Raw genomic sequence first — 23,667 nt, 5'->3', positions numbered from 1 at the left:
CTGCGATCGGTGCGGGATTCCCAGAGGGCCCGCTGTTCCTGCAGCCAGTGGCCTGCCGTATCGAGGTTGGCTCGTTCGATCGTGCATGCGCGCACTCGGCCGACCTTACGCGTGCTTGTCCATCCACGTCGTTCGAGCAGTCGGATGTGCTTCATGAACGACGGCAACGTCATGTCGAACGGTTCGGCGAGCTCTCCCACAGTGGCCGGTCCCGACCCGAGCCGACCGAGAATGGCGCGTCGCGTCGGATCGGCCAATGCCTGGAACACGTCGAGGACCGACCGGCCCGCACTATGTACCGTCGGCGAGATCCTTGAAGTACCGAGCAACGGGCCATCGCTGAAAACCGTTCGCCTCGTATGCTGCTCGCGCTGGGGCGTGACCTGGATCATCACCGGTCTCGACCATGATCATCCGAAGTCCGGCCACCCTCACCCTCTCGAACGATCGCTTCATGAGCGCTCGTCCGACACCCGCTCGCTGCCAGGCCGGATCTACGACGAGTACATACACCTCACCCATGTTGTCGTCGGGGTGCAGTCGGGTGCAGACCCAGCCGATCGGCTGGTCACCGCGCAGAGCAACGTCCACGTTCTCGGGCTCGTCGTCGAGGACGGCCGCGAGATCTTCGTATTGTCGAGTCCGCCAACCCGCCGGATAGAAACAGTCGTACACGAACGGAGGGACAGCCTGTTGCACGAGAGGGAACACCGGTTCCCACGCGCGAAGCGACAGCGCGAGCACCTCGGCTCGGTAGTACTCGACGTACGGCACGATGGTCGTCACGGACGCGAGTGTAAGCGGTGACGGAGGCCGCTTCCTGTCGTTTTCAGCTCGACGCGGCCGCGAGCTCGACCCCACTGCGCCGCAGCACTATTGGAGCTGAAAATTTCCTGAAAAATTGCCGAAAGACACTTGGCACTCGGCACAGGAGAGTGCTAATTTTTGTTCTGCACAGTTCGAGGAGCGACTCACCACAGGGGTGAGCGCATCTGGGTACAGGAGGTGGTTGCTGTGCTTCGTTTCGATCCGTTCCGTGACGTCGATTCACTTGCCTCGGCGATGTTGGGTGTCTCTTCCGGTTCGGACCGCGCTCCACGATTCATGCCGATGGATCTGTACAAGGTCGACGATCACTACGTACTCAGCGCAGATCTGCCAGGCATCGATCCGGGATCAATCGACGTCGACGTCGATCGCGGCACCTTGACGCTCACCGCACATCGCTCGGTACCGGAAAGTTCGGGCGTGCAGTGGATTTCCTCGGAGCGTTTCGCCGGAACCTATCGTCGCCAGGTCTCACTCGGTGACGGTGTCGACACCGAGCGTATCGCAGCGTCGTACGACAACGGCGTTCTGTCGGTGACGATTCCGCTCGCGGAGCGTGCGAAACCACGAAAGATCGACATCGCTCGCTCCGAGTCGACCAGCGAGCAGAAGTCCATCGAACCCGAGCCGGCCTGACGAAACCGACCATGACACGGCAGTGGGGTTGATGCGCAATGGAATCCGATGCGGTGGTGTGGACGGAGTCGACGGACCGTGAGCAGTGGTGGCGCACGGTTGTAGGCGTCGAGACGAGCATGAGCGAATGCTCCGCGGCGGATGTGCTGGACCAGTGTCGAGTCGAGCCCGTCGACGACGATCTCTACCCGCACACACCGCACGCAGCCTGACGAGATGGGCCGGCACCGAGCACTCGGTGCCGGTCCACGTTCTCGAAGTCTCTACAGCGACAACGAATAGAACGTGCTCGACGGATCCCGCACGTAGTCAGCGAACGGCGGGCACTCGACGAATCCGTGCCGCACGTACAGGCGACGGGCAGCTGCGAAGTAGTCCTGCGTTCCTGTTTCGAGGCTCAACCGCGCGTACCCGCGTCGACGCGCATCGTCGAGAACGTGGACGAGCATGCTCGACGCCACCCCGCGGCCCCGCGACATCGCCGAGGTACGCATCGATTTCAGCTCCCCGTGATCGGCCGAAAGCTGCTTCAGGGCAGCAATTCCCAGCAACACGTGTGCATCCCAGGCGGTCCATACGGTGACATCTGATCCGCGCAAGTCGGATAGATCGAGGGCGTGCACGCTCTCGGCAGGCGAGGTGGCGTGCATGTCCGACAGATGCTCGGCGAGCAGGGCGTGTACTGCTGGCCGGGTGAGATCATCGACCACGATCTTCACCTGTTCAGCAGCTTCTCGATAGCGTCGAACATCGTGAATCGTCCGCTTATCGGCACTGTTTCGATGTCGTGGCCGGCGACGCCCCAGCTCGACAGCAGCGTGTTCGCAGCGTGTAATCCGGTGGTGGCCGCGCGTTCCATCAGAGCCACGGGTAGGTCGATCCGGATTCCGTCGCCCGCGAGTACCAGCCCCGGCTCCGGTGTGCGGACCGTCGGCCGCTCGGCGAACGCTCCGAGGCCGAACATGGGGCAGTCGTTGCGCCACTCGGATCGCTCGGCAATCACCTCTGCGGCGGCAGTTTCCGGGTAGATCTCGTGCATCAGGTCCATCAGCTGCGCGCGGGTGATCTCCTCTGATTCCTCTGCGGCGTAGGCGTGCAGTTCGACGACGGAGCCGCCGGTGCGCGCCGCCCACTGCGCCGCCTCGTCCTCGAATCGTTCGAGCACGCTGATGTTGTCGATCGGCGGCATTCCGCCGGTGCCGATGAATGCGGGGCGGTCTGCGTTGACGGGCTTGCTCAGCCACACTCGGTGTACCAGGAACGGTGGCGTGTTCTGCAGCGTCGCAACCTGTTCACGCCACGTGGACGATCCCAGCTCGGGTGACTGCTCGAGCACGGTCTGTAATCCGGCGATGTCGGTGGCGAGGACCACCGCGTCGGCGTCGATGATTCTGCCCGCGTCGACGCGGAACCTTCGCAGCCCGCCGCGGCTGATCTCGCCGCACCGAGTAGAGGTTCTGATGTCGACTCCGAGTCCGGTCAGATACTCCCCCAGCGGGTTCCACAGAGCTTGGGGGTAGGGGTCACGTGGTACATCGAAGATCAGGCCCTCGGAGGAGCCGAGGAAGTAGATGTGGAACATCATCGCCAGCTCCGCGGCAGACATCTCCTCGGGATCTGCGAAGAAGCTACGCGAGAACACCCCGAATGCCAGGTGCCGAGCGGCATCGGGAAAGTTGATGTTACGCAGAAACTCTGCAGCCGGGGTGGTATCGAGCTGCTCGAACGTCTTGGGCACGCTCACCGTCATCAACGGTAGGGCGGCGACACCGTTGAGCTTCGTGAGATCCTTCCACCGGAACGTCGGGCTGCGCTTGACGAAGGCGAAGGCGTTCAGCGGCGGTGTATCGGGCAGCCCCTTGAATCCGTCGATCCTGCCGCTACCGTCGATCAGCGGGTAGTCGTCGACCGGACGCAACCTGACCAACCCGGGATCGGTGCGACGCAGCAGGTTTCGCAGATTGTAGTACTGCCGAAAGAATGCGTGGAATCCACGGCTCATCGTCGCGGGCGATCCGTCGTCGAGCGTCGTATCCCACCCGCCGACGCGGCCGCCGAGGTAGCTCTCCCGTTCGATCAGGTGCACCTTCACACCACGCTCGGCCAGCGCGGTCGCAGCGCTCAGACCTGCGATACCGCCCCCTACCACCACCACGTGCGGTATGTCCGCCAACTGACGCGCGTCGGAATATCCCTGTGGCGCAGCATGAGTGACCTTCTTGGAATCGGTCAACGCTTTTCCTCCGCGGGACGAGAGCCGAGGAAGGTGTGTACCACACCGTTCTGCCATCCGGTCATCGTTTCTCTGGCGACGCCGGTGTAGCCTGCGCGTTGCATACGTCGCATGAACGCCGACGCGCCGTCGAAGGTGACGACGCTCCGCCACAGGTGCCGGTACAGGGTCGCGTCGCGGGTGGCGAGCCAGCCCAACGGGATGATGATTCCCCAGCTCACCACGTTCCAAGAGATCCTGGCTCGCAGCGAATCGTGTACCGAGTACTCGTGAAAGGCGATGGTCGATCCCGGACGCAGCAGCGCCAGTAGCGATGTCAATTCGGTGTCGGGCTCATCGACGTTCCTGATCAGGTACGCGGCCAGAATCGCGTCGAACGGTCCGTCGACGCCGTTGATCGCCAGATCCTCGACGCGCGAATGTACGAACGTCACATTGGACGGCCAGTCCTTGCCACGAGCAACCTCGAGCATTTCGGCGGACGCGTCGGCGGCGACGATCTCCGCGTGCGGAGCTGCTTCGAGCAGAGCGGCAGTGGATGCGCCAGTACCGCAACCGATATCGAGTAGGCGAAGGCCCGCACCGAGATCGGGGATCCGCAGCCGCTGGGCCGACTTGATCAAGTGTTCGTGATAGCCGGGGTTGGCTCCGACGAGTCGGTCGTAAGCCTTGGCACCGACGTCGAATGCTCCGGGAACTTCGTTGCGCGGCAGTCCGCGCTTGCCGACCTTCACAGTGCCTCTTCCTTGCTCACGCGGGCCGAGGGCCCACCCTGCACAGACACGACGTCACCGTGCTGCAATTGCCGTCCACGCCGCACGTCCACGTCCCCGTTGACGCTCACCAAACCGTCGGCGATGACACCCTTGGCCTCGGCACCGGATTCGATGAGGTTGGCGAGTTTCAGGAATTGGCCCAGCCTGATCGATTCGTCGCGGATGGGGACATCATGTGCGTCGGACATGTCTCCATCCTGTACTAGCGAGCCGCTTGCTGCTACCAACGAGTCACATCGCGGAACGGAACCTGCGCAGTCGAAGGCTGTTGCTCACCACGAACACCGAGGACAGCGCCATCGCCGCACCCGCGAGCATGGGGTTGAGCAGGCCGGCAGCGGCGAGTGGGATCGCCGCGACGTTGTATGCGAAGGCCCAGAAGAGGTTGCCTTTGATGGTGCTCAGGGTGCGCCGCGAGAGCCGGATGGCATCGACGACGGCTCGCAGGTCACCGCGCACCAGCGTGAGATCGCCTGCCTCGATCGCCACATCGGTGCCGGTGCCCATCGAGAGCCCGAGATCGGCGGTGGCCAGCGCCGCCGCGTCGTTGATGCCGTCGCCGACCATCGCCACGACCTTGCCCGAGGCCTGCAACTCTCGGACGGCGTCGACCTTTCCCGAGGGCAGTACGCCTGCGATGACCTGATCTATCCCCACCTCGTCGGCAATCGCCCGGGCAGCGGCCTCGTTGTCACCGGTGAGCATCACCGGCGTCAGGCCGAGTGCGCGCAATTCGGCGACAGCCTGCTTCGAGGTCGGCTTCACGGCATCGGCGACCACCAGCACGCCGCGGGCCTTGCCGTCCCACCCGAGTGCGACGGCGGTGCGTCCCTGGCGTTCGGCTGCGTCGAACGCGTCGGCGAGTTCGACAGGCAGGGGCATCGACCGATCGGCCAGCAATGAGCGACGGCCGATGACCGCCGTCCGGCCGTCCACGACGCCCTGTACGCCGAGACCGTCGAGGCTGGTGAAGTCCTCGACCGCCTTCGAGGGGGTCGACGCGGCGATGGCCCGCGCGATCGGATGCTCCGAGCCGGACTCGAGGGCAGCAGCGACCGCGCGGACGGTGTCCTCGTTCTCACCGTCCGCCACCCGCACCGAGTGCAGAGTCATCTGGCCCGTGGTGACGGTTCCGGTTTTGTCCAGCACGACGGTATCGACGCGGCGGGTGGATTCGAGAATCTCCGGGCCCTTGATCAGAATCCCGAGTTGCGCTGCCCGTCCGGTCCCGACCATCAGCGCGGTTGGAGTGGCCAATCCGAGCGCGCAGGGGCAGGCAATGATGAGTACCGCGACTGCAGCAGTGAACGCGGCGGCTCCGGAATTGCCTGTCAGGAGCCAGAATCCGAGTGTCGCGATGGATATTGCGATGACGATCGGTACGAAGATTCCGGAGATGCGATCAGCCAGGCGTTGTGCCTGCGCCTTGCCTGTCTGCGCGTCCTCCACTGCTTTCGCCATCTGCGCGAGCTGGGTGTCTGCACCGACTCTGCTCGCCCGCACCGTGATTCGGCCACCGACGTTCATGGTGGCACCGACCACCGCGTCGCCGACGCCGACTTCCTCCGGTACCGATTCGCCGGTGAGCATCGATCGGTCGACGGCAGTGGACCCGTTCTCGACGGTGCCGTCGGTGGCGATCTTCTCGCCGGGTCGAACGACGAAGAGGTCGCCGACGGCCAGCTGTTCGACTGGGATCTGTTGTTCCCGGCCATCTTTCAGTAGCGCGACGGTTTTGGCACCGAGGTCCATCAGGGCGCGCAACGCTGCTCCGGCTTGCCGCTTGGATCGGCTCTCGAACCAGCGGCCGGCAAGGATGAAGGTGGTGACCCCTGCCGCGGCCTCGAGGTAGATGTTGTCGGCACCGTCGCTCCGCTCGATCGTGAACTCGAACGGATGCGTCATCCCGGGCATCCCGGCGTGTCCGAAGAACAGTGCGTACAGCGACCATCCCAGCGCTGCGAGGGTTCCCATGCTGACGAGGGTGTCCATGGTTGCGGTGCCGTGCCGCAGGTTGGTCCAGGCGGCTCGGTGGAAGGGTAGAGCTCCCCACACGACGACGGGAGCAGCCAGTGTGAGTGAGAGCCATTGCCAGTTGGTGAACTGCAGGGCGGGGATCATGGACATCGCGATCACCGGGATGCTGAGCACTGCCGAGACGAGCAGCCGCTGCTTCAGCGGATCGGTGGTCTGCTCTGCCTCGGCGGGCTCGACGGCGGGCAACGATGCGGTGTATCCGGCGGCTTCGACGGCGGCGATCAAATCCTCCGTGGCCACCCCGGCACTGGTGACGCGGGCCTTCTCGGTGGCGTAGTTGACCGTCGCCGAGACTCCGTCGAGCTTGTTGAGTTTGCGCTCGATGCGGTTGGCGCACGACGCGCATGTCATTCCGCCCAGAATCAGTTCGGTGTCCTGGCTCGCGTTCCGTCCCTGCTTCATTCCCTTACCCTACCCCCCCAGGGTATCTACGTGCCAGTTCCGAAAGCAGGCCGGTTCTCCCACAGCAGACGGATACGCCGAACGGGTCACGCCGAAGGGCCGTCGAATCCCATCGATGTGATTCACGGTGGAAATGTCGTGCGCACCAGGCCGAATCCTGTGCTGTGTAACGCGAACGATCCCGCCGACGAAATGCCGGGTAACCCACTGGCAACTGCAGTCGGGAAAATCGGTGTCGGGCCGTGAGCGATGGGGATCTGAAACATGGACTTTGGCAAGTCGAAGCGAGCGCGCGTCGCGTTGAGCGCCTTCGCGATCGGAGCACTCGGTGCCGGAGTGGTCGTGGCCGCACCGTGGTCGACATCGACAACCAGCACCGAAGCGTCCATCGAACTGGTGTCGACGGCGACGTGCTACGACATGGTCAGCATCGCGATCGGCGGACGCGGCGATACCCCACGCGAGGGCGTCAAGTGGCTCACCACCCCTGACGGCGACCGCCTGCCCGCCGCGATGTCCGGTGACTACTCCAGCGACTGGATCGACCAGGCCGTGCGTGCACCCAACAACGGCAATGTGGTCCCCGACTCCTACGCCGCCGTGTACGTCGAGTACCCGGCCGATCTCGCGAGCTACGAGAACGCCGTGCAGACCGGTGTCACCAACTCCCAGACCATCATGAAGTCGATCTCGTCGTCCTGCCCCAACACTCGCTTCGCCATCGTCGGCTACAGCGAAGGCGCAGACGTTGCCCGCCGCACCGCCATGGAGGTCGGCAACCAGGTTGCCGATGGCGACGGCAAGTACGGCATCGTCGATCCCTCACAGGTGGTCGGCGTCGTGATCTTCGCCGACGCGGGCCGCGTCGCAGGAGAGGGACCGTTCCCGGGAGCCGAGAACCCGTTCAGCAACCCGGACGGTTTCGACACCAAGTACCAGAACGGCAACACCCCGATTCCCGGCCAGGGCGCACTGCCCGGCACCTCCGGTGGATTCGGCGCGCTCGACGGCCGCGTGGCGTCCTTCTGCTCCGACGGAGACCTCACCTGCGCACTACCCGAGAACACGTCACTGATTCATCTGGCCGCCAATGTCGGTCGCCAGGTCAATGCCGACGCGTTGCAGAACGAGCAGCTGACACCGGCCACCGGAGCCGATCTGGCACTGGCATTGGGTCGCATCGCCGTCAATGCCTTCAACGACATTGCTTCGCAGCCCAATTGGATGCAGAGCGACGAGACGTTCCTCGACGTGCTGATCAAGGTGTCGGAGCCCGGCTACAAGCCCGGTGCAGCGACCACACCAGTCGCCGCGAAGGTCGACGGCGAACAGGAACCCATCGAGGCCGGTCAGATGGTCGACCTGGTGTACCTGCCGCAGAAGATCTTCCGCGAGATCACCGGATTCATCGCCTCCAACCAGAACACCGTTCCGGTGATCATGAACGATCCGTACGGCCTCACGCTCGGCCCGGGATCGGGACATCACTTCGACTACTGGCGTGACGCCGATGCAGCCAACGGCAAGCCGCTGACCTCGGTGCAGTACGCCGCAGCGTGGCTGACGCAGCTGGCCGAGCAGGCCAACAAGGGCGAGCCGGTCAAGTCCAAGGAGGTCCAGGAGAAGGCGGGACGTGCCGCTGTCGAGGCCATCACGGCACCGGTGACCACCTCGGCGACGGCAACCCCGACGCCGACGCCGACGACGACCGCACCTGTCACCACCAGCCCGGTCACGACAACCGCAGTCCCGGCCACGACGCCTCCCGCTGTCGAGACTCCGGCACCCGCCACCGTCACGACGACCCCCGAGTGCACCGTCCCCGTCGAGGGTGAGACCCCCGCCGAGGGAGCACCGCCGGTCTGCGTCACCCCGACCGAAACGGCTGCCGAGTCGGCAACCGAGACAGTCGTTCCAACGACCACCGAGGTTGTGCCTGCGCCGTAGTCCAGTGCAGAACGCTCACGAGCCCGTCCACCGCAGTCATCGGGTGGGCGGGCTCGCGTGGTTTCGCATCGATTGTGCGACAGTAGAATTCAGTGACCAGCCGAGTCTGTCAGCCAACGGGGCAAGACCGAGGTAGTGCTACTCGACGCAGAGAACTACCAGTAGTGCTCTCGCCCCGGAGTCGAGGTCGATCAGAGACGCAGTCATGTGTATCGGCTCGTACTCGTCGTCGAGGGTCAAGAAACGTGCAGTCAGTTCTACTGTCTTTGCGGGGCCGGCACCGATCAAGGATTGGGCGGCTGCCAATGCTGCCGGCATGTCCTGTGGGTGCAGCACCGGTTTCTGCGCGGTGTTGCCTGCCATCCAGGCAATGCGTGGGGCTGGTGGACCATGCCAGTACAACAAATTCAGCGATACCGGATCTGCTATCGCGCGGTACTGCAACTGCGGCGTCAGGGCGTCGGCGATCCGATCGCCGAGGTTGGTCGATGGTTCTGGAACGGATTGTGGCCTACCGAGGTCGACGGAGAGACCACGAACGAAGCGGGCAGCGCAATCGTGCTGAGTTCCGGACTTCATCATGCGGGCAACAAAATGCACCTTGTGGTCACCGTCGGGGCGATGCTCTACAACGGTCTGACGGTGAACCGAACCGTCCAGCTTGCTCGCCAACAGGGCCAGCGCTTTCGTTGTCATCTGCTCCAGATCCACCTGACGCATCGCGTCGGCGATCGGCCGCCGTACCGGTACGCCGATATCTGCCCAGTGCCAATCAACACCGACTGCTTCGCTGCGCACGGCGCTGCCGTCGTCCAGGTCCCACAGGAACGCCCACGTCGGAGGGTGGGCAGGCGGTGGTGTCGACGGTTCATGAGTGCAGACCCAGACGCCGTGCACGAGAGCGTGAACGCGTTCCACCACCGGCACTGCGGATATCTGTCGAGATCGAGCAGTCTGCACCGTGGTTGCTGTCTTGGTGCGACACGAACGAAGCACCGTTGCCAAAATTTCGTCGTGGTTACGGCGGACAACCGATCGCCAGGACACGCCTTGTTTGACTCTGTTGCCGACCATCACTACTCCGGGATGGCGACGGTCAAGGACGTCCAGAAGCAACCAACCGTTGTTGTCTGTCACCACCGAACCGTCCCACACCCGAGGGTGCGAGGGGGAACGGCCCGCAGTCGAGCATGCGGTGACGCGAATGTAGGCACAGTGCGAATCCGTCCGACCGACGGTCGTGGTTCAGGCCGTCCCGCGTAGCTTCCCCCGGACCACGATGCCCACGATCGACAGCGCCACAGCCACGAACACCACCATCGACGGACCGCCACGGTCAAGACCCGTCAGCGTCGGAAGTGGCGCGAGCAGCGCCAGCGCCAGCGGCGGCAAGGTGAGTGCGCCGACGCCTCCGCCGTACCAGTACCCCTTGACTCGCTCCCAGTCGGAACGACTCTTGACCCGGTCCTCCAGATGCACCATGGCAATTGCCAGTGGTACCGCCGCGATCAGCCACATCAGCGGAGACAGCGGCAGTCCTGCCCTGCCCAGCACCGCGTCGGTGATGAGTGTCGCACCGAAATACGAAGGTACGAACATAGCGACGGCGACGAAGAACCCCAAGGTCACATCGGAGACGTCGTCGGGCAGATCTGTGTTCTCGCCATGATCGGACATCAGATGCACGCCGAGGCCGAGCTGCCCACACCGGACAAGCCGATGAGGAGATCGGCGACCTCCTCGGAAGCGTTGGCCGGGAACGAACCGTTGCGGACGACGGCCGGGGCCTGTGTACCAGACGGAGCGGCGTTCGCGATCATCGGCGACAGTCCGGCCGCGCCGATTCCGATTTCTGCGGTGACGAGCGCCGAGGCGGCGCGGACGCGACCGGTGATGAAGGCGTGAGAAAGAGTGCGAGAAGACATGGGTATCCCTGTAGGTGAGTTGTCGGAGTCGAAACCTCGCCCACCGCTCCACATGTTGGGGCGGCAATTCCTTCGGCCAACATGGCCGGGAGAAGGTGCTCCCGACGTGTACAGGGATGCGCCCTCAGCTCGCGCGATATGCGCTACGCGAAGAAGTTACCAGAAATCGACCGGCCGAAAAGGGGCTTCCTGGCTATCTGCGCCGCAGCAGAGCGCAGGCACCCGTCACCACCACAACGACAACGAGCCCGGCCACCGACAACACCAGGTGGTCGGGCTCGGTCGTGCGCGCGGCGACAGCAACGTCCGAGGAAAGTGACGGTATGTAGCCGGCGGAGATCACCGTCACCGGTAGTGCCATGGTGAACAGAGCGGGCAGCGAGAGTGCCAGAGATCCCGGTGCGGTCGAGAGTGCGGACACCAGCACGTACGCGGTGACGAGCGGCAGCACGAACTGCGCACTCTCGGGCAGATCGAACTGACTCTCGAGCACTTTGGCCACCGCGATGACGAACAGTCCGCCCAGCCCGACGTACAGCTGCGGCCACCGGTAGCCGATGCCTGCCCCGACGATCAGCAGGCCCACACTCGCAGCCAGCTGCGCGCTGTCGCCGGCGGCCAAGCCGAACGACCCAAGGGCAGCCGCCGATCCCGCGAAGAGCGCCAGTAGCACGCGTCCATCCCGCCCCGGCAGAGCGAACGCCGCAATCAGGGCAAGAACCGTCATACCGGCGAATGCACCGAGCCACTCGGCGCTCCGCGGTTCGTGACCTGCAGCAATCCAACTCAGGACACCGGCCGCGATGGGCAGCGGAAGGCCGACGAGCAGGACTTTTCGGGGCTCGTGTGGCTGCAACACCTGGTTGCGTTGGGCCAGGAACAGCGCGATCGCTGCAACCGATGCGATGATCACCATCGCTATCGCCCGCTGCGGACGGACATCGTCCTCGGCACCGACCACATCCCAGACGAACACCGGACCGTCGTTCGCCTGCAGTACCGCATCCAACGCACCACCGAGTAGTCCCGCACCGAGAACAGCGACACTCAACGTCGCCTGAGCAGCGCGATGCTGTCCCGACAGCACAGCGGCCGAACCGAGCAGCGCCCCAGCGCCCACCGCGACGGCCCAGTCGCCCACCATGCCGGGCACCGTTCCCACGGTCTGAAACACGACCACGAGTACAGCGGCGATCGCCACGACGGTCACGGCTCGTGCACTCGCGCGGGCCAGCGCGACCGCGGCCGCGCACGCGGCCAGGGCAACGACGGTCAGCCCGTTGACAATTGCCCAGAACGATCCGAACTCGGCCGTCCTGCTCAACAAGGAGTAGGACGGCCGAATATCACTGATGGCGTAGCCGACGGTGAGGCCGGCCAGGAGCATCGACAGAACTTTCATACTGTCGATCATGCCGTCAGCCGAACTTCACTCCCTGTGCCAGGGGCAGTTCGTTCGAGTAGTTGACGGTGTTCGTGGCTCGGCGCATGTAGGCCTTCCAGGCGTCGGAACCGGATTCGCGTCCGCCGCCGGTTTCCTTCTCGCCGCCGAACGCACCGCCGATCTCGGCTCCGGAGGGTCCGATGTTGACGTTCGCGATGCCGCAGTCCGAGCCGAGGGTGGACAGGAAGCGCTCCGCCTCGCGCAGGTCGGTGGTGAAGATCGACGACGAAAGACCCTGCGGCACATCGTTGTGCAGTGCGATGGCCTCGTCGAGGGTTTCGTAGGTCAAGACGTAGAGAATCGGCGCAAAGGTCTCGTGCTTGACGATGTCGGACTGCGAGGGCATCGTCACGATCGCGGGCTGAACATAGAACGAGTACTCGTCCACCACGTTCACCCGCTCACCACCGACGACGACGGTTCCGCCGTCCGACACCGCGGTCTCGAGCGCCTTCTGATACCCCGCGAATGCGGTGGCGTCGATGAGCGGGCCCACCAAAGTGTCACTGGCCAAGGGCGATCCGATCGAGAGCGACTCGTACGCCGAAACCAGCTTGGCCACCAATTCGTCTGCGACCGAGGAATGCACGATGACCCGTCGCAGCGAGGTGCAGCGCTGACCGGCGGTGCCTGCTGCCGAGAACACCAGACCGCGCGTCGTCAGATCGAGATCGGCCGACGGCGTCACGATCGCTGCGTTGTTTCCGCCGAGCTCGAGCAGCACCCTGCCGAACCGTTCGGCAACACGCGGCGCCACCGCACGGCCCATCCTCGTCGAACCGGTGGCCGACACGAGTGCGACCCGCGAATCGTCCACCAGCGCTTCGCCGGACGCGCGATCACCGATCACCAGCTGCGCGATCTTGGGGTCCACTCCGGCTGCAGCGGCGGCACGCTCGAACAGCGCCTGCACCCCGATGGCCGTGAGCGGAGTCTTCTCGGAAGGCTTCCAGATGACGGTGTCTCCCGCGACGAGCGCCAGGGCCGTATTCCAACTCCATACGGCAACAGGGAAATTGAAGGCGGTGATGACTCCGACGACACCGAGGGGGTGCCACTGCTCCATCATCCGATGCCCTGGGCGCTCGGTGGCAATCGTGTTGCCGTACAGCTGACGCGAGAGCCCCACCGCGAAGTCGCAGATATCGATCATCTCCTGCACTTCGCCGAGCCCCTCCGAGACGATCTTCCCTGCCTCGATGGACACCAGAGCGCCCAGATCCTCCTTGTGTACACGCAGCAGTTCCCCGAGTTCTCGGATCACCTGCCCCCTGGCCGGGGCAGGCACCTGCGACCACGACACGAACGCGGCGTGCGCATCGGCGATGACACCGTCGACGTCGTCGGCCGAAGCACAGGTCAACGACGCCAGGTTCCCACCGGTGATGGGCGAGCGCGCGATGATCGCGTCCGGTCCGGCGGGCGCGTCGAGCGCGATCGTCGCACCCATCCGGTCGAGGATCGCGCGAGTGCGCACACTCAACTCGTCGTGGGTGATGGATGCAGACATGCGCGTACACCTTTCGTGAAGAGAACCGAACTGTCGGAGATCAGCCTACCGAGAAGCACCAGAACAGTATTATTTCCTGCTCTACCGACTTGCTTACGGAATTTTTATGGGTATCTTCGAGTTCATGACGCAAGTATTACAGCGCACAGGAGCACGCATCGATGCCTCCACCGTTCGCGAGGTGATCGGCAGCCACCTGCTGGCCGACGGGTTCGAGTTGGTCCTCGACCTCGACGCCTCGACCGGATCCACCCTGGTCGACGCCAGGGACGGCTCCCGCTACCTCGACCTGTTCACATTCTTCGCGTCCAATGCGCTCGGCATGAACCATCCCGCCCTGGTCGACGACTCGGAATTCCGGGCCGATCTGATGCAGGCGGCAATGAACAAGCCGAGCAACTCCGATATCTACACCGTCCCCATGGCCCGATTCGTCGACACGTTCGCCCGGGTACTGGGCGACGATCGGCTCCCCCACCTGTTCTTCGTCGAGGGTGGCGCGCTGGCTGTGGAGAACGCTTTGAAGGTCGCATTCGACTGGAAGTCCCGATGGAACGAAAGGCGCGGCCTGGACCCATCGCTCGGCTCCCAAGTGATGCATTTCGAGCACGCGTTTCACGGGCGCTCCGGATACACGATGTCGCTCACCAACACCGACCCGAACAAGGTTGCGCGGTTCCCGAAGTTCGACTGGCCGCGAATCCCATCCCCGTTCATCAGGTCCGATGTGAACATGGACGAGCGAGAGGACGCGTCGTTGGCTGCGGCTCGGGCGGCGTTCGAGGCCAACCCGCACGACATCGCCTGCGCCATCATCGAACCCATCCAAGGCGAGGGTGGCGATCACCACTTCCGGCCCCGCTTTCTACAGAAACTACGCGACCTCTGCCACGAGTTCGACGCCTTGTTCGTCATGGACGAGGTGCAGACCGGTGCCGGAATGACCGGTACCGCATGGGCTTTCCAGCAGCTCGACGTGGTACCGGACGTGGTCGCCTTCGGCAAGAAGGTTCAGGTCTGCGGCGTCATGGCAGGCGGTCGCGTCGACGACATCGACGACAACGTCTTCGCCGTCAGCTCTCGCATCAACTCGACGTGGGGTGGCAACCTCACCGACATGGTGCGATCGCGTCGAATCCTGGAAGTGGTCGAATCGGAGAAACTTATCGATCGGGCCGGAGAACTGGGTACGACACTGCTGACGATGCTGCAGGAGTTGGCAACTCGACACACCATGGTCTCCGAGGTACGCGGACGTGGCCTCATGTGCGCCTTCTCCCTGCCCGACGCCGCCACCCGCGACCGCGTGATCGAGATGTTGCGCACCGAGGAACACGTGCTCGCCCTCGGATGTGGCACAGCGGCAGTGCGATTCCGACCGGCTCTGACCATCACCGCGGCCGAACTGACCCAGGCTGTCGAGGCCATCGATCGGGTGTTGGGCAGGCTCTAGGGTTGTCAGGCTTGGCTTGACAAGCCGACCTCTCGGTGTCAGGCTTTTCCTGACATCAGGAGGTCGGTCGTGGATCCCATCACCCTCGCCACCGAGGCGAACATCGACACTGCAACACGGGCGGTCGTGACGGCAGCGGCCACCGAGGCCGGACGCATTGCCGACGAGATCATCGGCACCGGTCCCCTACCCGGAACACCGGAATGGGAGGCCGAACAGTCGACCGATATGCCGGCAAGACGGAGCCTCGCATGGCACCTGCTGAGCCTGCGCGTACAGCTGGCCGCAGGGTTGGACGGCATCGAAACCGTTGTGGTGCTGCGCGTTCAAGGTGCAACGTGGGCGACTATCGGCACAGCAGTGGGCATGTCGCGGCAGTCTGCGCACGAGCGGTGGGGCGCACGATCCACAGCGATACTCGACCCGGTCGGCGATGGGCTGCCCGCGATCGTCCCGAACGACAGCCGGGCCTGAACTACAGCAGCACCCGACTCGCATGTGCTGCCACCGCATCGGCCGCACGGTGGAGTGCGGGTGACGAGAGCGACCATTGCTGCCAATACAGCAGCACGTCCTCGATTCCGTTGTCGTCGAAGCAGGTCAACGGCTCCCGCGCCTGGAGATCCGGGATCATGCCCCAGCCGAAACCCAGATCGACGGCCCGCGCGTAGTCGGCGGACGCCGGGACGAGGTGCCGCGGCGGCTCGTGCGGGTCGATGCCGAAACGCTGTAGGTAGTTGTCTTGCAATCGATCATCGGCGTCGAAGACGACCACCGGGGCGCTGCGCAGTGCGTCGGCACTCGGACCTGCAGCGAACCAACGCGCAATGAAGTCCGGGGTGGCAGAAGGCCGGTACCGCATCGCACCGAGGCGTCGAACGGAGCAGCCACGCACCGGGTCTTCGACCGATGTGATTGCGGCGGAGACGACCCCGTCGTGCAGCAGTTGCGCGGTACGGTCCTGATCTTGCCGATGCAGGTCGAAAGTCGTCGCCCCGGCAAGCCCGGCGAGTGCTGGCAACACCCAGGTAGCCAACGAATCTGCATTGACGGCAATCGAAATGGGAGCAGCCACACCGTCGTCGCTCAGCTCGGCCCGAGTCTGGTCGGTCAAGGTGTCGATCTGACGGGCCAGGCGCAGCACCGCGATGCCGGACTGGGTAGCAACCACCGGTTTGCTTCGCTGGACGAGTGTTCGGCCCAGCGACTGCTCGAGCGACTTGATCCGCTGGCTCACCGCTGAGGGAGTCACATGCAGAGCGCGGGCCGCCGCCTCGAATGTGCCGCCGTCGACCACTGCCCTCAATGCTCTGAGCTGCTCGATCTCCATTAGATGAATGTACGCTAATCGATACTGAAATACATTCGCTGGACCTAATCAGCACGCACTCCTAGCGTTATCGGCATGACCTCTCTGGCCGCCGCGCAATCGACCCTCACCGGCTTGGGCGTCGGCCTGTCCCTGATCGTTGCCATCGGTGCGCAAAACGCGTTCGTGCTGCGCAAGGGGCTGCAACGCACTCACGTGCTGCCGGTAGTGGCGGTCTGCGCTCTCTCCGACGCGGTGCTCATCACGGCCGGGATCGCGGGAATCGGCGTTCTCGTCGATCGGTTCCCCGTCGCCCTCGGTGTCGTGACCGTCCTCGGCGCCCTGTTCCTACTCGTCTACGGACTGATGGCGCTCAACCGCGCCCGAAATCCCGCCGCCCTGACCGCCGAGATGACCGGAGGCGGTTCGCTGATCGCCGCCATCGCCACGTGCCTTGCTCTGACCTGGCTCAATCCTCACGTCTACCTCGACACCGTCGTGTTCCTCGGCTCGATCGGCAACCGTCAGCCGGGCGAACTGCGGTGGTGGTTCGCGCTCGGTGCCGTGCTCGGCAGCGTCGTGTGGTTCGTCGCGCTCGGGTACGGATCGCGCCTGCTCAGCCCCCTGTTCGCGAGACCGTCGGCCTGGCGCATTCTCGACCTCGGCATCGGAGTGATGATGCTGACACTGGCGGCACTACTGGTGTTCGGCTGAAGGGCCGAGTACATGGGCTTGATCGACGGTACAACGAGTGATCTGATAGTCGCGACGACCGACCGCACGGTCTGACAACCCTGGAGGATTTCCCGTGCCGTACCTCGGCCTACTGATCATGCTGCTGTCGATCTTCTGCTTGATCGACGTCATCACCGCCGACGACTCCGGCATCCGCCACCTCCCGAAGATGGTGTGGTTGTTGCTCGTCATCGTTGTGCCGCTTGCAGGGTCCATCGCGTGGCTCGTCGTCGGACGACCCGAGGGTGGCGGAATCTGGGGTGGCAGCGGAGCGCCACGGACTGCGTCCGCATATCCCCGACGCGATGCCGATCGCGGCCGGCCACTCCCTCCGACGCAGGAAACTGCCGAGGAGTACCTACGCCGTTGCCGCGAACGTGCCGAGGAACAGCGCCGCATCGCTCGTGAGCAGCGCAGTAGCGAATGAGACCGACCGCTCTCGATGCACGAAGAACGGGGACGCCGTGACCAAGCTGACGACATTTCCCGAACCCGACTCGGCACTGTCCGATCCCGCCGAACTTCTTCGGGAGTACCTGCGCTTCTACCGGAGTGAGCTGGCTCGGCGAATCACCGCGCTCAGAGGCGATGACCTCACCGCCTCGTCCGTCCCCTCGGAGTGGACTCCCCTGCAGATGCTGACCCATCTGGTGCACATGGAGCAGCGCTGGTTCGTCTGGGGATTCCTCGGCAGGGCGGTGGACGCACCCTGGGGAGACCAGAAGGACGGGCGCTGGGACGTACCGGCCGACATCGATACCGAAAATCTTCTGGCGAGGCTCGAGGACGGTGCCCGACTCACCGAGGAGGTGCTTCGCTCGCATCGGATGGACGAATTGGCCACCTTGGGTGGACGATTCACCGAGGAGCAGCCGACGCTGATCTGGATTTGCTTCCACGTGCTTCAGGAATACGCACGCCACCTCGGCCACCTCGACGTTGCCGTCGAGCTGGCAGGCGGACCGACAGGGGAAGGACCGGCATGAGAATCAACATCACCAGCGTCTTCGTCGACGATCAGGACAAGGCGCTGACCTTCTACACCGACATATTGGGATTCGTCGTCAAGCACGACATTCCGATGGGCGGGACGGACCGCTGGCTCACCGTCGTATCGCCACAGGAGGTCGACGGCACCGAACTGCTACTAGAGCCCAGCGGGCATCCCGCGACCGGCCCGTTCAAGAATGCGCTGTTCGCCGACGGCATTCCCTTCACTCAGTTCGCAGTCGACGACGTTGCAGCAGAACATGATCGGCTCAGCGGACTCGGCGTACGGTTCACCCAGCAACCGACCGAGATGGGTCCGGTGATCTCAGCGGTGTTCGACGACACCTGCGGCAATCTCATTCAGATCATCGCACCCGCGAGCTGATGCCTCAGCGGTTCGCGTACAGATCGACGGTGGTGCCGTCGGGGTCGTGTACGACGGCATAACGCTGCCCCCAGAACGCATCCCAGGGTTCGAGGTGCCCTGGGTACCCGGCCTCGGTCACGGCCTTCCACGTCGCGTCGACCCCGTCGGGCGTCCCGCAGTCGAAGGCCAGCGCTACGCGGTGACCACCGCTCGGTGGGGTCCACGACGGATCGAACGAGGTAATGGTCGACGGTAGGTCGAACAGCAGCCGCACTCCACCGAGGTCGACCTCCACATGCTGTTCGGCGTCCGCAGCCGCTGGGATATCGAGCCCCAGTAGGCGGTAGAAGGCCAGCGCCACAGCCATATCGGCGACGACGATTTCGATTCCTGCCAGGCGCGGTGTCACACGGAACACAGTAGACCGGTCAGCCCCAGTTCGCGGCATTCGTCAGGCAGAAGGGATGCCCAGCAGGATCCAGCAACACTCGCCAGGTCTCACCCGGCTGATCCTCGGGCAACGTTGCACCCAGGCGCACCGCTGCCGCCGCCGCAGCGTCGAGGTCCTCGACCGCCAGATCGAAGTGAAACTGCTTGCTGCCGTGGGAGTTCGGCCATGACGGTTGCTGATAGTCCGGCACACGACCGAAGCCGAGTGCACTACTGGGACCCTGCAGCATCGCGTAGTCCTTCTCCGCATGTACGACGCTCCAGCCCAACAACGACGACCAGAAGCTCGCGCTGGCCTCGGGGTCTGCGCAATCCAGTGTGACCATCTTCAGCGTGGCGACGGGGGTATCGGTCATGGTGTTCCTCCTCCTGAGTGGATGTCGGACCAGACTCCTACACTGACCCGCGTGCCGGATAGGAAAAACGCGACAGCCACCCAGGCCGGCGTTCTGCGACCCGAACAGCTGGCACAGCACGTCGACCTCCAACGACTGCCCTGCTCGCAGTCGTTGGACCCCTGGGTCGAGAACTACTGGCTACTGCGTTGGGATCTGCCGTCCGGGACCGTCCATCGCAGCTCGACGCTTCCGCACCCGGCCTGCACTCTGAGCGTCGAACACGGCTGGACCCGCGAAGGCGTCATCGATCCTGTGGTCGTGACGGGAGTGCTCACGCGCCGCTTCGACGTCGTGCTCGCCGAATCCGGGTGGGTGTTCGGCGTCAAGTTTCGGCCCGGCGGGTACGCGGCCCTCACCGGAACCGTCGCGCGAACGCTGCGAGACGTCCCGGCCGCACAGCCCGCGGCTTTTCGCGCCGAGACCGTCGAAGCACTCGCCGAACTGGGCGATCACCTCGACGCCGACCACTGCCGAACCGTCGTCGACTCCGTTCTCGCGCCCTACGCCCGAGACGTGGATGCGGACTACGAGATCGTTCTCGACGTCATCTCCACGATGCTGCGGGATCGGACATTGATTCGCGTCGCCCAGGTCGAAGAGAGATGCGGCATCGGGACACGTCGGCTGCAGCGCCTGTTCGAGCACTACGTCGGCGCGACGCCGAAATGGGTTCTGGCCCGGTATCGGATCCACGATGCACTCAGTGAGCTCGACGCCGGCTACTCGGGTCCCCTGGCGGACCTCGCAGCACGCTACGGCTGGTTCGACCAGGCGCACTTCACCCGCGAGTTCACCGAACTGGTCGGTACGCCGCCCGGTTCGTATTCACGGTGAGTAACACCTTCGTCACGCATTGGGACTTTTGCCTGTTCGTTTGGCACAGTATCCCGCGGTGCTCATCAGCACCGGGCGGGGCACAGCAGCACAGAGGAAGAGTGGGCTCGGACGCATGATCAACATTCTCGTTGCCGGTGGTATCGCATTGGCGGTCTCGATTCTGTTGACGCCATTTCTCATCGCACTGTTCACCCGGCAGGGCTTCGGCCAGGAGATTCGCGTCGAAGGCCCGCAAAGTCACCAATCCAAACGAGGAACGCCGACGATGGGCGGAGTCGCCATCATCGTGGGCCTGTGGGCCGGCTACCTGGGCTCCCACCTCGTCGCGATGGGGGGCGACGGTCCGTCGGCGTCCGCGCTGCTGATCCTCGGCCTCGCCACGGCGCTCGGCGGCGTCGGATTTCTCGACGACTACATCAAGCTCCGCATGAAGCGGAACCTCGGCCTCAAAGCGACCGGAAAATACGTCGGACAGATCAGTGCAGCGGTGATCTTCGCGGTCCTGGCTCTGCAGTTTCGCAACGGAAACGGCATGACTCCGGGAAACACCGAACTCTCGCTCGTCCGGCAATCCACGTTCTTCACGATGGCCCCGATCGTATTCGTCCTGTTCTGTGTGTTCCTCGTCATCGCATGGTCCAACGCCGTCAATCTCACCGATGGACTCGACGGTTTGGCCGCCGGTTCGATGACCCTCGTCCTCGGTGCCTACACGGTGATGACGTTCTGGCAGTACCGGCAATCGTGCGCGACCAACGACGTCGCCGGGTGCTACCAGGTACGCGATCCACTCGACCTCGCCGTGGTCTGCGCCGCAGCCGCGGGAGCCTGCATCGGATTCCTCTGGTGGAACGCAGCTCCGGCGAAAATCTTCATGGGCGACACCGGCTCCCTCGCACTCGGCGGCCTGCTCGCGGGACTGTCGATCGTGAGCAAGACCGAACTGATCGCCGTCGTCTTCGGCGCGCTCTTCGTCGCCGAGACTGCCTCCGTCGTCATCCAGGTCGCCTCGTTCAAGACCACCGGCAAACGGCCGTTCCGAATGGCCCCGATTCACCACCACTTCGAGTTGGCCGGCTGGGCAGAAACAACGGTCATCATCCGGCTATGGCTGTTCGCGGCCATCGCGTCGGCGCTGGGGCTCGGGCTGTTCTACAGCGAATTCCTCGCAGCCGTCGGCTGACCTCTACGCTTCGGAGATGACCGACGAACTGTCCCCGGTGGCCAAAGTCGACGCCCTCGCCGCCGAACTGGAACAACTCGATGCTCGACGCGTCGCCATCGGAGTCGAGCTGGTCAACCTGCAATTCGGTCTCGACGGAGACGCCAAAATCCGCGCGACCGAGGTGTTCCACAGCGACTACCTGGAGCGTCTGTTCACACTGGTCGATCGATTGCGCTCAGACGAGTAGAGCGGCTACGCAGGGTCCCAGTCCGAGCGCGACACCACGGTCAGTCGGAAGTCCCTCAGCGACAACCTGAATTCTCTTGACCTGAAGTTTGGTTGAGGTTTTAGGCTCGCTTTCATGACAACCAACCGACCGATGCAACCGCCCGAGCGTCAGCCCATCGGGTTCTGGACCGCCCGCGCAGGGGAAGCCATTCGAGCACGGACCCGTGGGGCACTCCATGATATCGGCGTCACACAACCCCAATGGTGGCTCCTGCACCAGATTTCACTGCATCCCGCAGGGGCTGATCGCGCCGAGACGATCGAGAAGATCGGCCACAACGACACCCCCGAAGCAATAGTCGAGGCCATCGAATCCGCGCGCGCCGAAGGCTGGATCGTGGAGTCGAACTCACGCATGAAGTTCACACCAGAAGGTCTCGACACCTTTCGGCGGGCGGCCGATCTGCAGAACATGCTGCAGAACGAGCGCATGAGCGGCATCAGTGAGGCCGACTTCGTCACCACCATCGAAGTCCTGCAACGAACCATCAAGAACGTGGGAGGCGACGCCTGGCATTGGTGACAATCAGGTACGTCACGTCACCTCGGCCCTCGTGTGCGAGGATGTCGGCTGTGCGAGCACTCGTCGGTCTCTCGACGATCTCGGTCGTGTGCTCGGCGTCGATCGTGTTGTACGCCGCGGCTCACCTGGCGACGACCGGAATCATAGAGACGGGCCCGCTTTTCGAGATCATGGTCGTCCTACCGGCCGTGGCCGCCGTCGTGACCTCGCTTCTCGGTGCACTGGTCGGTCTCGGCACGCTGATCCGTCGCTCGAGCCGGAATTCCCCCTTCATGCTCATGACCGTCGGGCACGTCGCGGCCAGCGCTGGCGTAGCCGCCGTCGTCATATGGTCGACGCGGGCAACGGCGTCGGGATGGGATCTGCTGCTTGTTCCAGCGCCAATTCTGCTGGGGCAACTTGCCGTAGTGGCGGGACTCGGTGTGCTCATGTTTCGCCGTCGTCATGCTCGCCCTCGAAATCGGAGCGCCCACAGCGAATCCGAGGACTGATCCCCATCCGAGAACCTCTAATCGTCGATGACGAATGCATGAACGACTCGGGACTTCACGTGCCCGAGCGGGCTTCACAGGCAGCCGCTGCGAATGCAGCCATGCTCGAGAATCTCATGTCGTAGCTGTACTCGCCGTTGGGTTCTGGAGTCGCGCCCCAACCCGGCCGGTCCTCACGGCGGTCGATCCACACCGACGGGATGTCGTGACGCTTGGCGGGCACATGATCGTGGAACAGACTCTGCGCAACGTGGAGCAGTCGCGACCGGGGCACGCCGAGGTCCTCGAGGACTCCATCAACGGCGTCGAAGTGATTGTCGGCCGGCTTGTACGCCCCTACATCCTCGGCGGTGACGATGGCGTCGAACTGGACGCCGAGACGCAGATTGCTACCCGCGAAGCCGTCGCGGTGGACATTGGAGAGGATGACGAGCTTGTAGTTCTCGGCGAGTGCCGCCAATGCCTCGGCCGAGTCCGGGAACGCCGGCCAATCGGGGACGGACGATCCGAGTCTGCTCGCCCAGTTTTCCGACACCGTAATTCCCAGCGCATCCCCGGTCCGGCGGAATGCCTCGGCGAGCACATCGGGATAGAGCGTGGCAGGTGAATCCAGTTGCACCCTCGCCTCGTTGACGGCATAGGCGGCCAGTAGCTCGTCCCCGGACAGCGACGAACCGGACTGCTCCGCCCACGGACCGAGAACGCCCAATATTCCCGCTTCCCAGTCGATCAGCGTTCCGTAGCAATCGAAGCTCAGTACGTCGTAGTCGGCAAGATTCATCCGGCGGGTACTCCTCACGAAATTCGGTGGCGGCCGACTGCTCGTGTCGAACACGCCTACATCTCCTGAGCAGCCTACTGCCTTGCGTCTGCCCTTGGCCGTCCGGATGTCTCTGCGATCGCACGACGGATGCGCGACGATC

Annotated in this window: 29 protein-coding genes and 1 pseudogene; 14 read left to right on the top strand and 16 right to left on the bottom strand. The window is 64.2% G+C overall.

Annotation, left to right across the window (positions count from 1 at the left end; all coding sequences use genetic code 11):
* Window positions 1-2: 2 nt before the first annotated feature.
* Window positions 3-269: pseudogene (locus tag ACOQFP_RS19760) on the bottom strand (ArsR/SmtB family transcription factor); the annotation flags it as partial.
* A 22-nt stretch (window positions 270-291) separates the two neighbouring features.
* Window positions 292-786, bottom strand: coding sequence for a GNAT family N-acetyltransferase (locus ACOQFP_RS19755; RefSeq protein ID WP_421585282.1), 495 nt, complete (start codon window positions 784-786; stop codon window positions 292-294).
* 228 nt (window positions 787-1,014) lie between these two features.
* Here ACOQFP_RS19755 and ACOQFP_RS19750 point away from each other — a divergent pair, with 228 nt between their 5' ends.
* Both ACOQFP_RS19750 and ACOQFP_RS19745 read left to right on the top strand, forming a co-directional pair.
* Window positions 1,015-1,464, top strand: a complete 450-nt coding sequence (locus ACOQFP_RS19750; RefSeq protein WP_421585281.1) for an Hsp20/alpha crystallin family protein — start codon at window positions 1,015-1,017, stop codon at window positions 1,462-1,464.
* Between the two features lie 38 nt (window positions 1,465-1,502).
* Window positions 1,503-1,676 (top strand): hypothetical protein, encoded by a 174-nt coding sequence (locus tag ACOQFP_RS19745; RefSeq protein ID WP_206491265.1) that lies wholly within the window; start codon window positions 1,503-1,505, stop codon window positions 1,674-1,676.
* 51 nt (window positions 1,677-1,727) lie between these two features.
* Here the strand turns inward: ACOQFP_RS19745 and ACOQFP_RS19740 are convergent, their stop codons facing one another.
* From ACOQFP_RS19740 to ACOQFP_RS19720, 5 genes are read right to left on the bottom strand one after another with little or no spacing between them, the layout of a single operon-like run.
* The gene (locus tag ACOQFP_RS19740) at window positions 1,728-2,174 is read right to left on the bottom strand and encodes a GNAT family N-acetyltransferase (protein ID WP_421585280.1); all 447 of its coding nucleotides are present in this window, start codon (window positions 2,172-2,174) and stop codon (window positions 1,728-1,730) included.
* A 5-nt stretch (window positions 2,175-2,179) separates the two neighbouring features.
* Window positions 2,180-3,697, bottom strand: a complete 1,518-nt coding sequence (locus ACOQFP_RS19735; protein WP_421585279.1) for an FAD-dependent oxidoreductase — start codon at window positions 3,695-3,697, stop codon at window positions 2,180-2,182.
* Window positions 3,694-4,431, bottom strand: coding sequence for a class I SAM-dependent methyltransferase (locus ACOQFP_RS19730; protein ID WP_421585278.1), 738 nt, complete (start codon window positions 4,429-4,431; stop codon window positions 3,694-3,696). The genes ACOQFP_RS19735 and ACOQFP_RS19730 overlap by 4 nt, the downstream gene beginning before the upstream one ends.
* On the bottom strand, window positions 4,428-4,661 hold the full coding sequence (locus tag ACOQFP_RS19725) for an RNA-binding S4 domain-containing protein (RefSeq protein WP_032397061.1): 234 nt from the start codon (window positions 4,659-4,661) through the stop codon (window positions 4,428-4,430). The genes ACOQFP_RS19730 and ACOQFP_RS19725 overlap by 4 nt, the downstream gene beginning before the upstream one ends.
* A gap of 43 nt (window positions 4,662-4,704) precedes the next feature.
* A complete protein-coding gene (locus ACOQFP_RS19720) occupies window positions 4,705-6,912 on the bottom strand; it encodes a heavy metal translocating P-type ATPase (RefSeq protein ID WP_421585277.1) in 2,208 nt (735 codons plus the stop codon).
* 264 nt (window positions 6,913-7,176) lie between these two features.
* On the opposite strand from ACOQFP_RS19720, the gene ACOQFP_RS19715 reads away from it, so the two are divergent.
* Entirely contained in the window at window positions 7,177-8,859 is a 1,683-nt protein-coding gene (locus ACOQFP_RS19715; RefSeq protein WP_421585276.1) for a cutinase family protein, read from the top strand.
* A 138-nt stretch (window positions 8,860-8,997) separates the two neighbouring features.
* Here ACOQFP_RS19715 and ACOQFP_RS19710 read toward each other — a convergent pair whose 3' ends face one another.
* The 5 genes from ACOQFP_RS19710 to ACOQFP_RS19690 form a co-directional block, all read right to left on the bottom strand.
* Window positions 8,998-9,996, bottom strand: coding sequence for a GAF domain-containing protein (locus tag ACOQFP_RS19710; protein ID WP_421585275.1), 999 nt, complete (start codon window positions 9,994-9,996; stop codon window positions 8,998-9,000).
* Window positions 9,997-10,104: 108 nt separating this feature from the next.
* Window positions 10,105-10,536 (bottom strand): hypothetical protein, encoded by a 432-nt coding sequence (locus ACOQFP_RS19705; protein ID WP_341244254.1) that lies wholly within the window; start codon window positions 10,534-10,536, stop codon window positions 10,105-10,107.
* Window positions 10,536-10,784, bottom strand: coding sequence for a hypothetical protein (locus tag ACOQFP_RS19700; protein WP_206491271.1), 249 nt, complete (start codon window positions 10,782-10,784; stop codon window positions 10,536-10,538). The genes ACOQFP_RS19705 and ACOQFP_RS19700 overlap by 1 nt, the downstream gene beginning before the upstream one ends.
* A 193-nt stretch (window positions 10,785-10,977) precedes the next feature.
* Window positions 10,978-12,186 (bottom strand): hypothetical protein, encoded by a 1,209-nt coding sequence (locus tag ACOQFP_RS19695; RefSeq protein ID WP_421585274.1) that lies wholly within the window; start codon window positions 12,184-12,186, stop codon window positions 10,978-10,980.
* Window positions 12,187-12,202: 16 nt separating this feature from the next.
* Complete coding sequence (locus tag ACOQFP_RS19690; RefSeq protein WP_206491273.1) at window positions 12,203-13,738, bottom strand: aldehyde dehydrogenase family protein; 1,536 nt, start codon at window positions 13,736-13,738, stop codon at window positions 12,203-12,205.
* A 124-nt stretch (window positions 13,739-13,862) separates the two neighbouring features.
* Between ACOQFP_RS19690 and lat the strand changes: the two genes are divergently transcribed.
* Window positions 13,863-15,191, top strand: coding sequence for an L-lysine 6-transaminase (gene lat, locus ACOQFP_RS19685; RefSeq protein ID WP_421585273.1), 1,329 nt, complete (start codon window positions 13,863-13,865; stop codon window positions 15,189-15,191).
* A 69-nt stretch (window positions 15,192-15,260) separates the two neighbouring features.
* Window positions 15,261-15,665 carry a hypothetical protein gene (locus tag ACOQFP_RS19680; RefSeq protein WP_421585272.1) on the top strand — a complete coding sequence of 135 codons (405 nt, stop codon included), beginning with the start codon at window positions 15,261-15,263 and terminating at the stop codon, window positions 15,663-15,665.
* A 1-nt stretch (window position 15,666) separates the two neighbouring features.
* Here ACOQFP_RS19680 and ACOQFP_RS19675 read toward each other — a convergent pair whose 3' ends face one another.
* Window positions 15,667-16,521 carry a LysR family transcriptional regulator ArgP gene (locus ACOQFP_RS19675; RefSeq protein ID WP_421585271.1) on the bottom strand — a complete coding sequence of 285 codons (855 nt, stop codon included), beginning with the start codon at window positions 16,519-16,521 and terminating at the stop codon, window positions 15,667-15,669.
* 75 nt (window positions 16,522-16,596) lie between these two features.
* Between ACOQFP_RS19675 and ACOQFP_RS19670 the strand changes: the two genes are divergently transcribed.
* The 4 genes from ACOQFP_RS19670 to ACOQFP_RS19655 all read left to right on the top strand — a co-directional run bounded on the left by ACOQFP_RS19670 (window position 16,597) and on the right by ACOQFP_RS19655 (window position 18,610).
* The gene (locus ACOQFP_RS19670) at window positions 16,597-17,214 is read left to right on the top strand and encodes a LysE/ArgO family amino acid transporter (protein WP_206491277.1); all 618 of its coding nucleotides are present in this window, start codon (window positions 16,597-16,599) and stop codon (window positions 17,212-17,214) included.
* 94 nt (window positions 17,215-17,308) lie between these two features.
* Window positions 17,309-17,662, top strand: coding sequence for a PLD nuclease N-terminal domain-containing protein (locus tag ACOQFP_RS19665; protein WP_421585270.1), 354 nt, complete (start codon window positions 17,309-17,311; stop codon window positions 17,660-17,662).
* Window positions 17,663-17,699: 37 nt separating this feature from the next.
* On the top strand, window positions 17,700-18,221 hold the full coding sequence (locus tag ACOQFP_RS19660) for a DUF664 domain-containing protein (protein ID WP_421585269.1): 522 nt from the start codon (window positions 17,700-17,702) through the stop codon (window positions 18,219-18,221).
* On the top strand, window positions 18,218-18,610 hold the full coding sequence (locus tag ACOQFP_RS19655) for a VOC family protein (protein WP_341244249.1): 393 nt from the start codon (window positions 18,218-18,220) through the stop codon (window positions 18,608-18,610). The genes ACOQFP_RS19660 and ACOQFP_RS19655 overlap by 4 nt, the downstream gene beginning before the upstream one ends.
* A gap of 4 nt (window positions 18,611-18,614) precedes the next feature.
* Here ACOQFP_RS19655 and ACOQFP_RS19650 read toward each other — a convergent pair whose 3' ends face one another.
* Window positions 18,615-19,040, bottom strand: coding sequence for a VOC family protein (locus ACOQFP_RS19650; protein ID WP_421585268.1), 426 nt, complete (start codon window positions 19,038-19,040; stop codon window positions 18,615-18,617).
* Window positions 19,021-19,398: a VOC family protein gene (locus tag ACOQFP_RS19645; RefSeq protein ID WP_341244247.1), complete on the bottom strand. Its 378-nt coding sequence runs from the start codon at window positions 19,396-19,398 to the stop codon at window positions 19,021-19,023. The genes ACOQFP_RS19650 and ACOQFP_RS19645 overlap by 20 nt, the downstream gene beginning before the upstream one ends.
* Before the next feature lie 51 nt (window positions 19,399-19,449).
* Between ACOQFP_RS19645 and ACOQFP_RS19640 the strand changes: the two genes are divergently transcribed.
* The 5 genes from ACOQFP_RS19640 to ACOQFP_RS19620 all read left to right on the top strand — a co-directional run bounded on the left by ACOQFP_RS19640 (window position 19,450) and on the right by ACOQFP_RS19620 (window position 22,744).
* Window positions 19,450-20,274 (top strand): DUF6597 domain-containing transcriptional factor, encoded by an 825-nt coding sequence (locus ACOQFP_RS19640; RefSeq protein WP_421585267.1) that lies wholly within the window; start codon window positions 19,450-19,452, stop codon window positions 20,272-20,274.
* Between the two features lie 115 nt (window positions 20,275-20,389).
* A complete protein-coding gene (mraY, locus tag ACOQFP_RS19635; RefSeq protein ID WP_421585266.1) occupies window positions 20,390-21,460 on the top strand; it encodes a phospho-N-acetylmuramoyl-pentapeptide-transferase in 1,071 nt (356 codons plus the stop codon).
* A gap of 16 nt (window positions 21,461-21,476) precedes the next feature.
* Window positions 21,477-21,689 carry an oxidoreductase gene (locus tag ACOQFP_RS19630; RefSeq protein WP_206491284.1) on the top strand — a complete coding sequence of 71 codons (213 nt, stop codon included), beginning with the start codon at window positions 21,477-21,479 and terminating at the stop codon, window positions 21,687-21,689.
* A gap of 114 nt (window positions 21,690-21,803) precedes the next feature.
* Complete coding sequence (locus tag ACOQFP_RS19625) at window positions 21,804-22,253, top strand: MarR family winged helix-turn-helix transcriptional regulator (protein ID WP_421585265.1); 450 nt, start codon at window positions 21,804-21,806, stop codon at window positions 22,251-22,253.
* Window positions 22,254-22,303: 50 nt separating this feature from the next.
* Entirely contained in the window at window positions 22,304-22,744 is a 441-nt protein-coding gene (locus ACOQFP_RS19620; protein WP_421585264.1) for a hypothetical protein, read from the top strand.
* Window positions 22,745-22,799: 55 nt separating this feature from the next.
* Here ACOQFP_RS19620 and ACOQFP_RS19615 read toward each other — a convergent pair whose 3' ends face one another.
* Window positions 22,800-23,525, bottom strand: a complete 726-nt coding sequence (locus ACOQFP_RS19615) for an HAD-IA family hydrolase (protein ID WP_341244537.1) — start codon at window positions 23,523-23,525, stop codon at window positions 22,800-22,802.
* Between the last annotated feature and the right edge of the window lie 142 nt (window positions 23,526-23,667).

The organism is Rhodococcus sp. MALMAid1271 (assembly GCF_049195265.1).
Classification (GTDB): Bacteria; Actinomycetota; Actinomycetes; order Mycobacteriales; family Mycobacteriaceae; genus Rhodococcoides.
The sequence above is the reverse complement of the archived record's forward strand: the minus strand, read 5'-3'. Positions and strand labels throughout refer to the sequence as shown.

Bases quoted from the DNA above. Each gene is read 5' to 3' on its own strand.
- ACOQFP_RS19700 (WP_206491271.1), bottom strand. From the start codon at position 10,784: ATGTCTTCTCGCACTCTTTCTCACGCCTTCATCACCGGTCGCGTCCGC.
- ACOQFP_RS19690 (WP_206491273.1), bottom strand. From the start codon at position 13,738: ATGTCTGCATCCATCACCCACGACGAGTTGAGTGTGCGCACTCGCGCG.
- ACOQFP_RS19650 (WP_421585268.1), bottom strand. From the start codon at position 19,040: ATGCCGCGAACTGGGGCTGACCGGTCTACTGTGTTCCGTGTGACACCG.
- lat (WP_421585273.1), top strand. From the start codon at position 13,863: ATGACGCAAGTATTACAGCGCACAGGAGCACGCATCGATGCCTCCACC.
- ACOQFP_RS19725 (WP_032397061.1), bottom strand. From the start codon at position 4,661: ATGTCCGACGCACATGATGTCCCCATCCGCGACGAATCGATCAGGCTG.
- ACOQFP_RS19630 (WP_206491284.1), top strand. From the start codon at position 21,477: ATGACCGACGAACTGTCCCCGGTGGCCAAAGTCGACGCCCTCGCCGCC.
- ACOQFP_RS19675 (WP_421585271.1), bottom strand. From the start codon at position 16,521: ATGGAGATCGAGCAGCTCAGAGCATTGAGGGCAGTGGTCGACGGCGGC.
- ACOQFP_RS19615 (WP_341244537.1), bottom strand. From the start codon at position 23,525: ATGAATCTTGCCGACTACGACGTACTGAGCTTCGATTGCTACGGAACG.
- ACOQFP_RS19705 (WP_341244254.1), bottom strand. From the start codon at position 10,536: ATGTCCGATCATGGCGAGAACACAGATCTGCCCGACGACGTCTCCGAT.
- mraY (WP_421585266.1), top strand. From the start codon at position 20,390: ATGATCAACATTCTCGTTGCCGGTGGTATCGCATTGGCGGTCTCGATT.
- ACOQFP_RS19670 (WP_206491277.1), top strand. From the start codon at position 16,597: ATGACCTCTCTGGCCGCCGCGCAATCGACCCTCACCGGCTTGGGCGTC.
- ACOQFP_RS19655 (WP_341244249.1), top strand. From the start codon at position 18,218: ATGAGAATCAACATCACCAGCGTCTTCGTCGACGATCAGGACAAGGCG.
- ACOQFP_RS19645 (WP_341244247.1), bottom strand. From the start codon at position 19,398: ATGACCGATACCCCCGTCGCCACGCTGAAGATGGTCACACTGGATTGC.
- ACOQFP_RS19720 (WP_421585277.1), bottom strand. From the start codon at position 6,912: ATGAAGCAGGGACGGAACGCGAGCCAGGACACCGAACTGATTCTGGGC.
- ACOQFP_RS19625 (WP_421585265.1), top strand. From the start codon at position 21,804: ATGACAACCAACCGACCGATGCAACCGCCCGAGCGTCAGCCCATCGGG.
- ACOQFP_RS19745 (WP_206491265.1), top strand. From the start codon at position 1,503: ATGGAATCCGATGCGGTGGTGTGGACGGAGTCGACGGACCGTGAGCAG.
- ACOQFP_RS19715 (WP_421585276.1), top strand. From the start codon at position 7,177: ATGGACTTTGGCAAGTCGAAGCGAGCGCGCGTCGCGTTGAGCGCCTTC.
- ACOQFP_RS19695 (WP_421585274.1), bottom strand. From the start codon at position 12,186: ATGAAAGTTCTGTCGATGCTCCTGGCCGGCCTCACCGTCGGCTACGCC.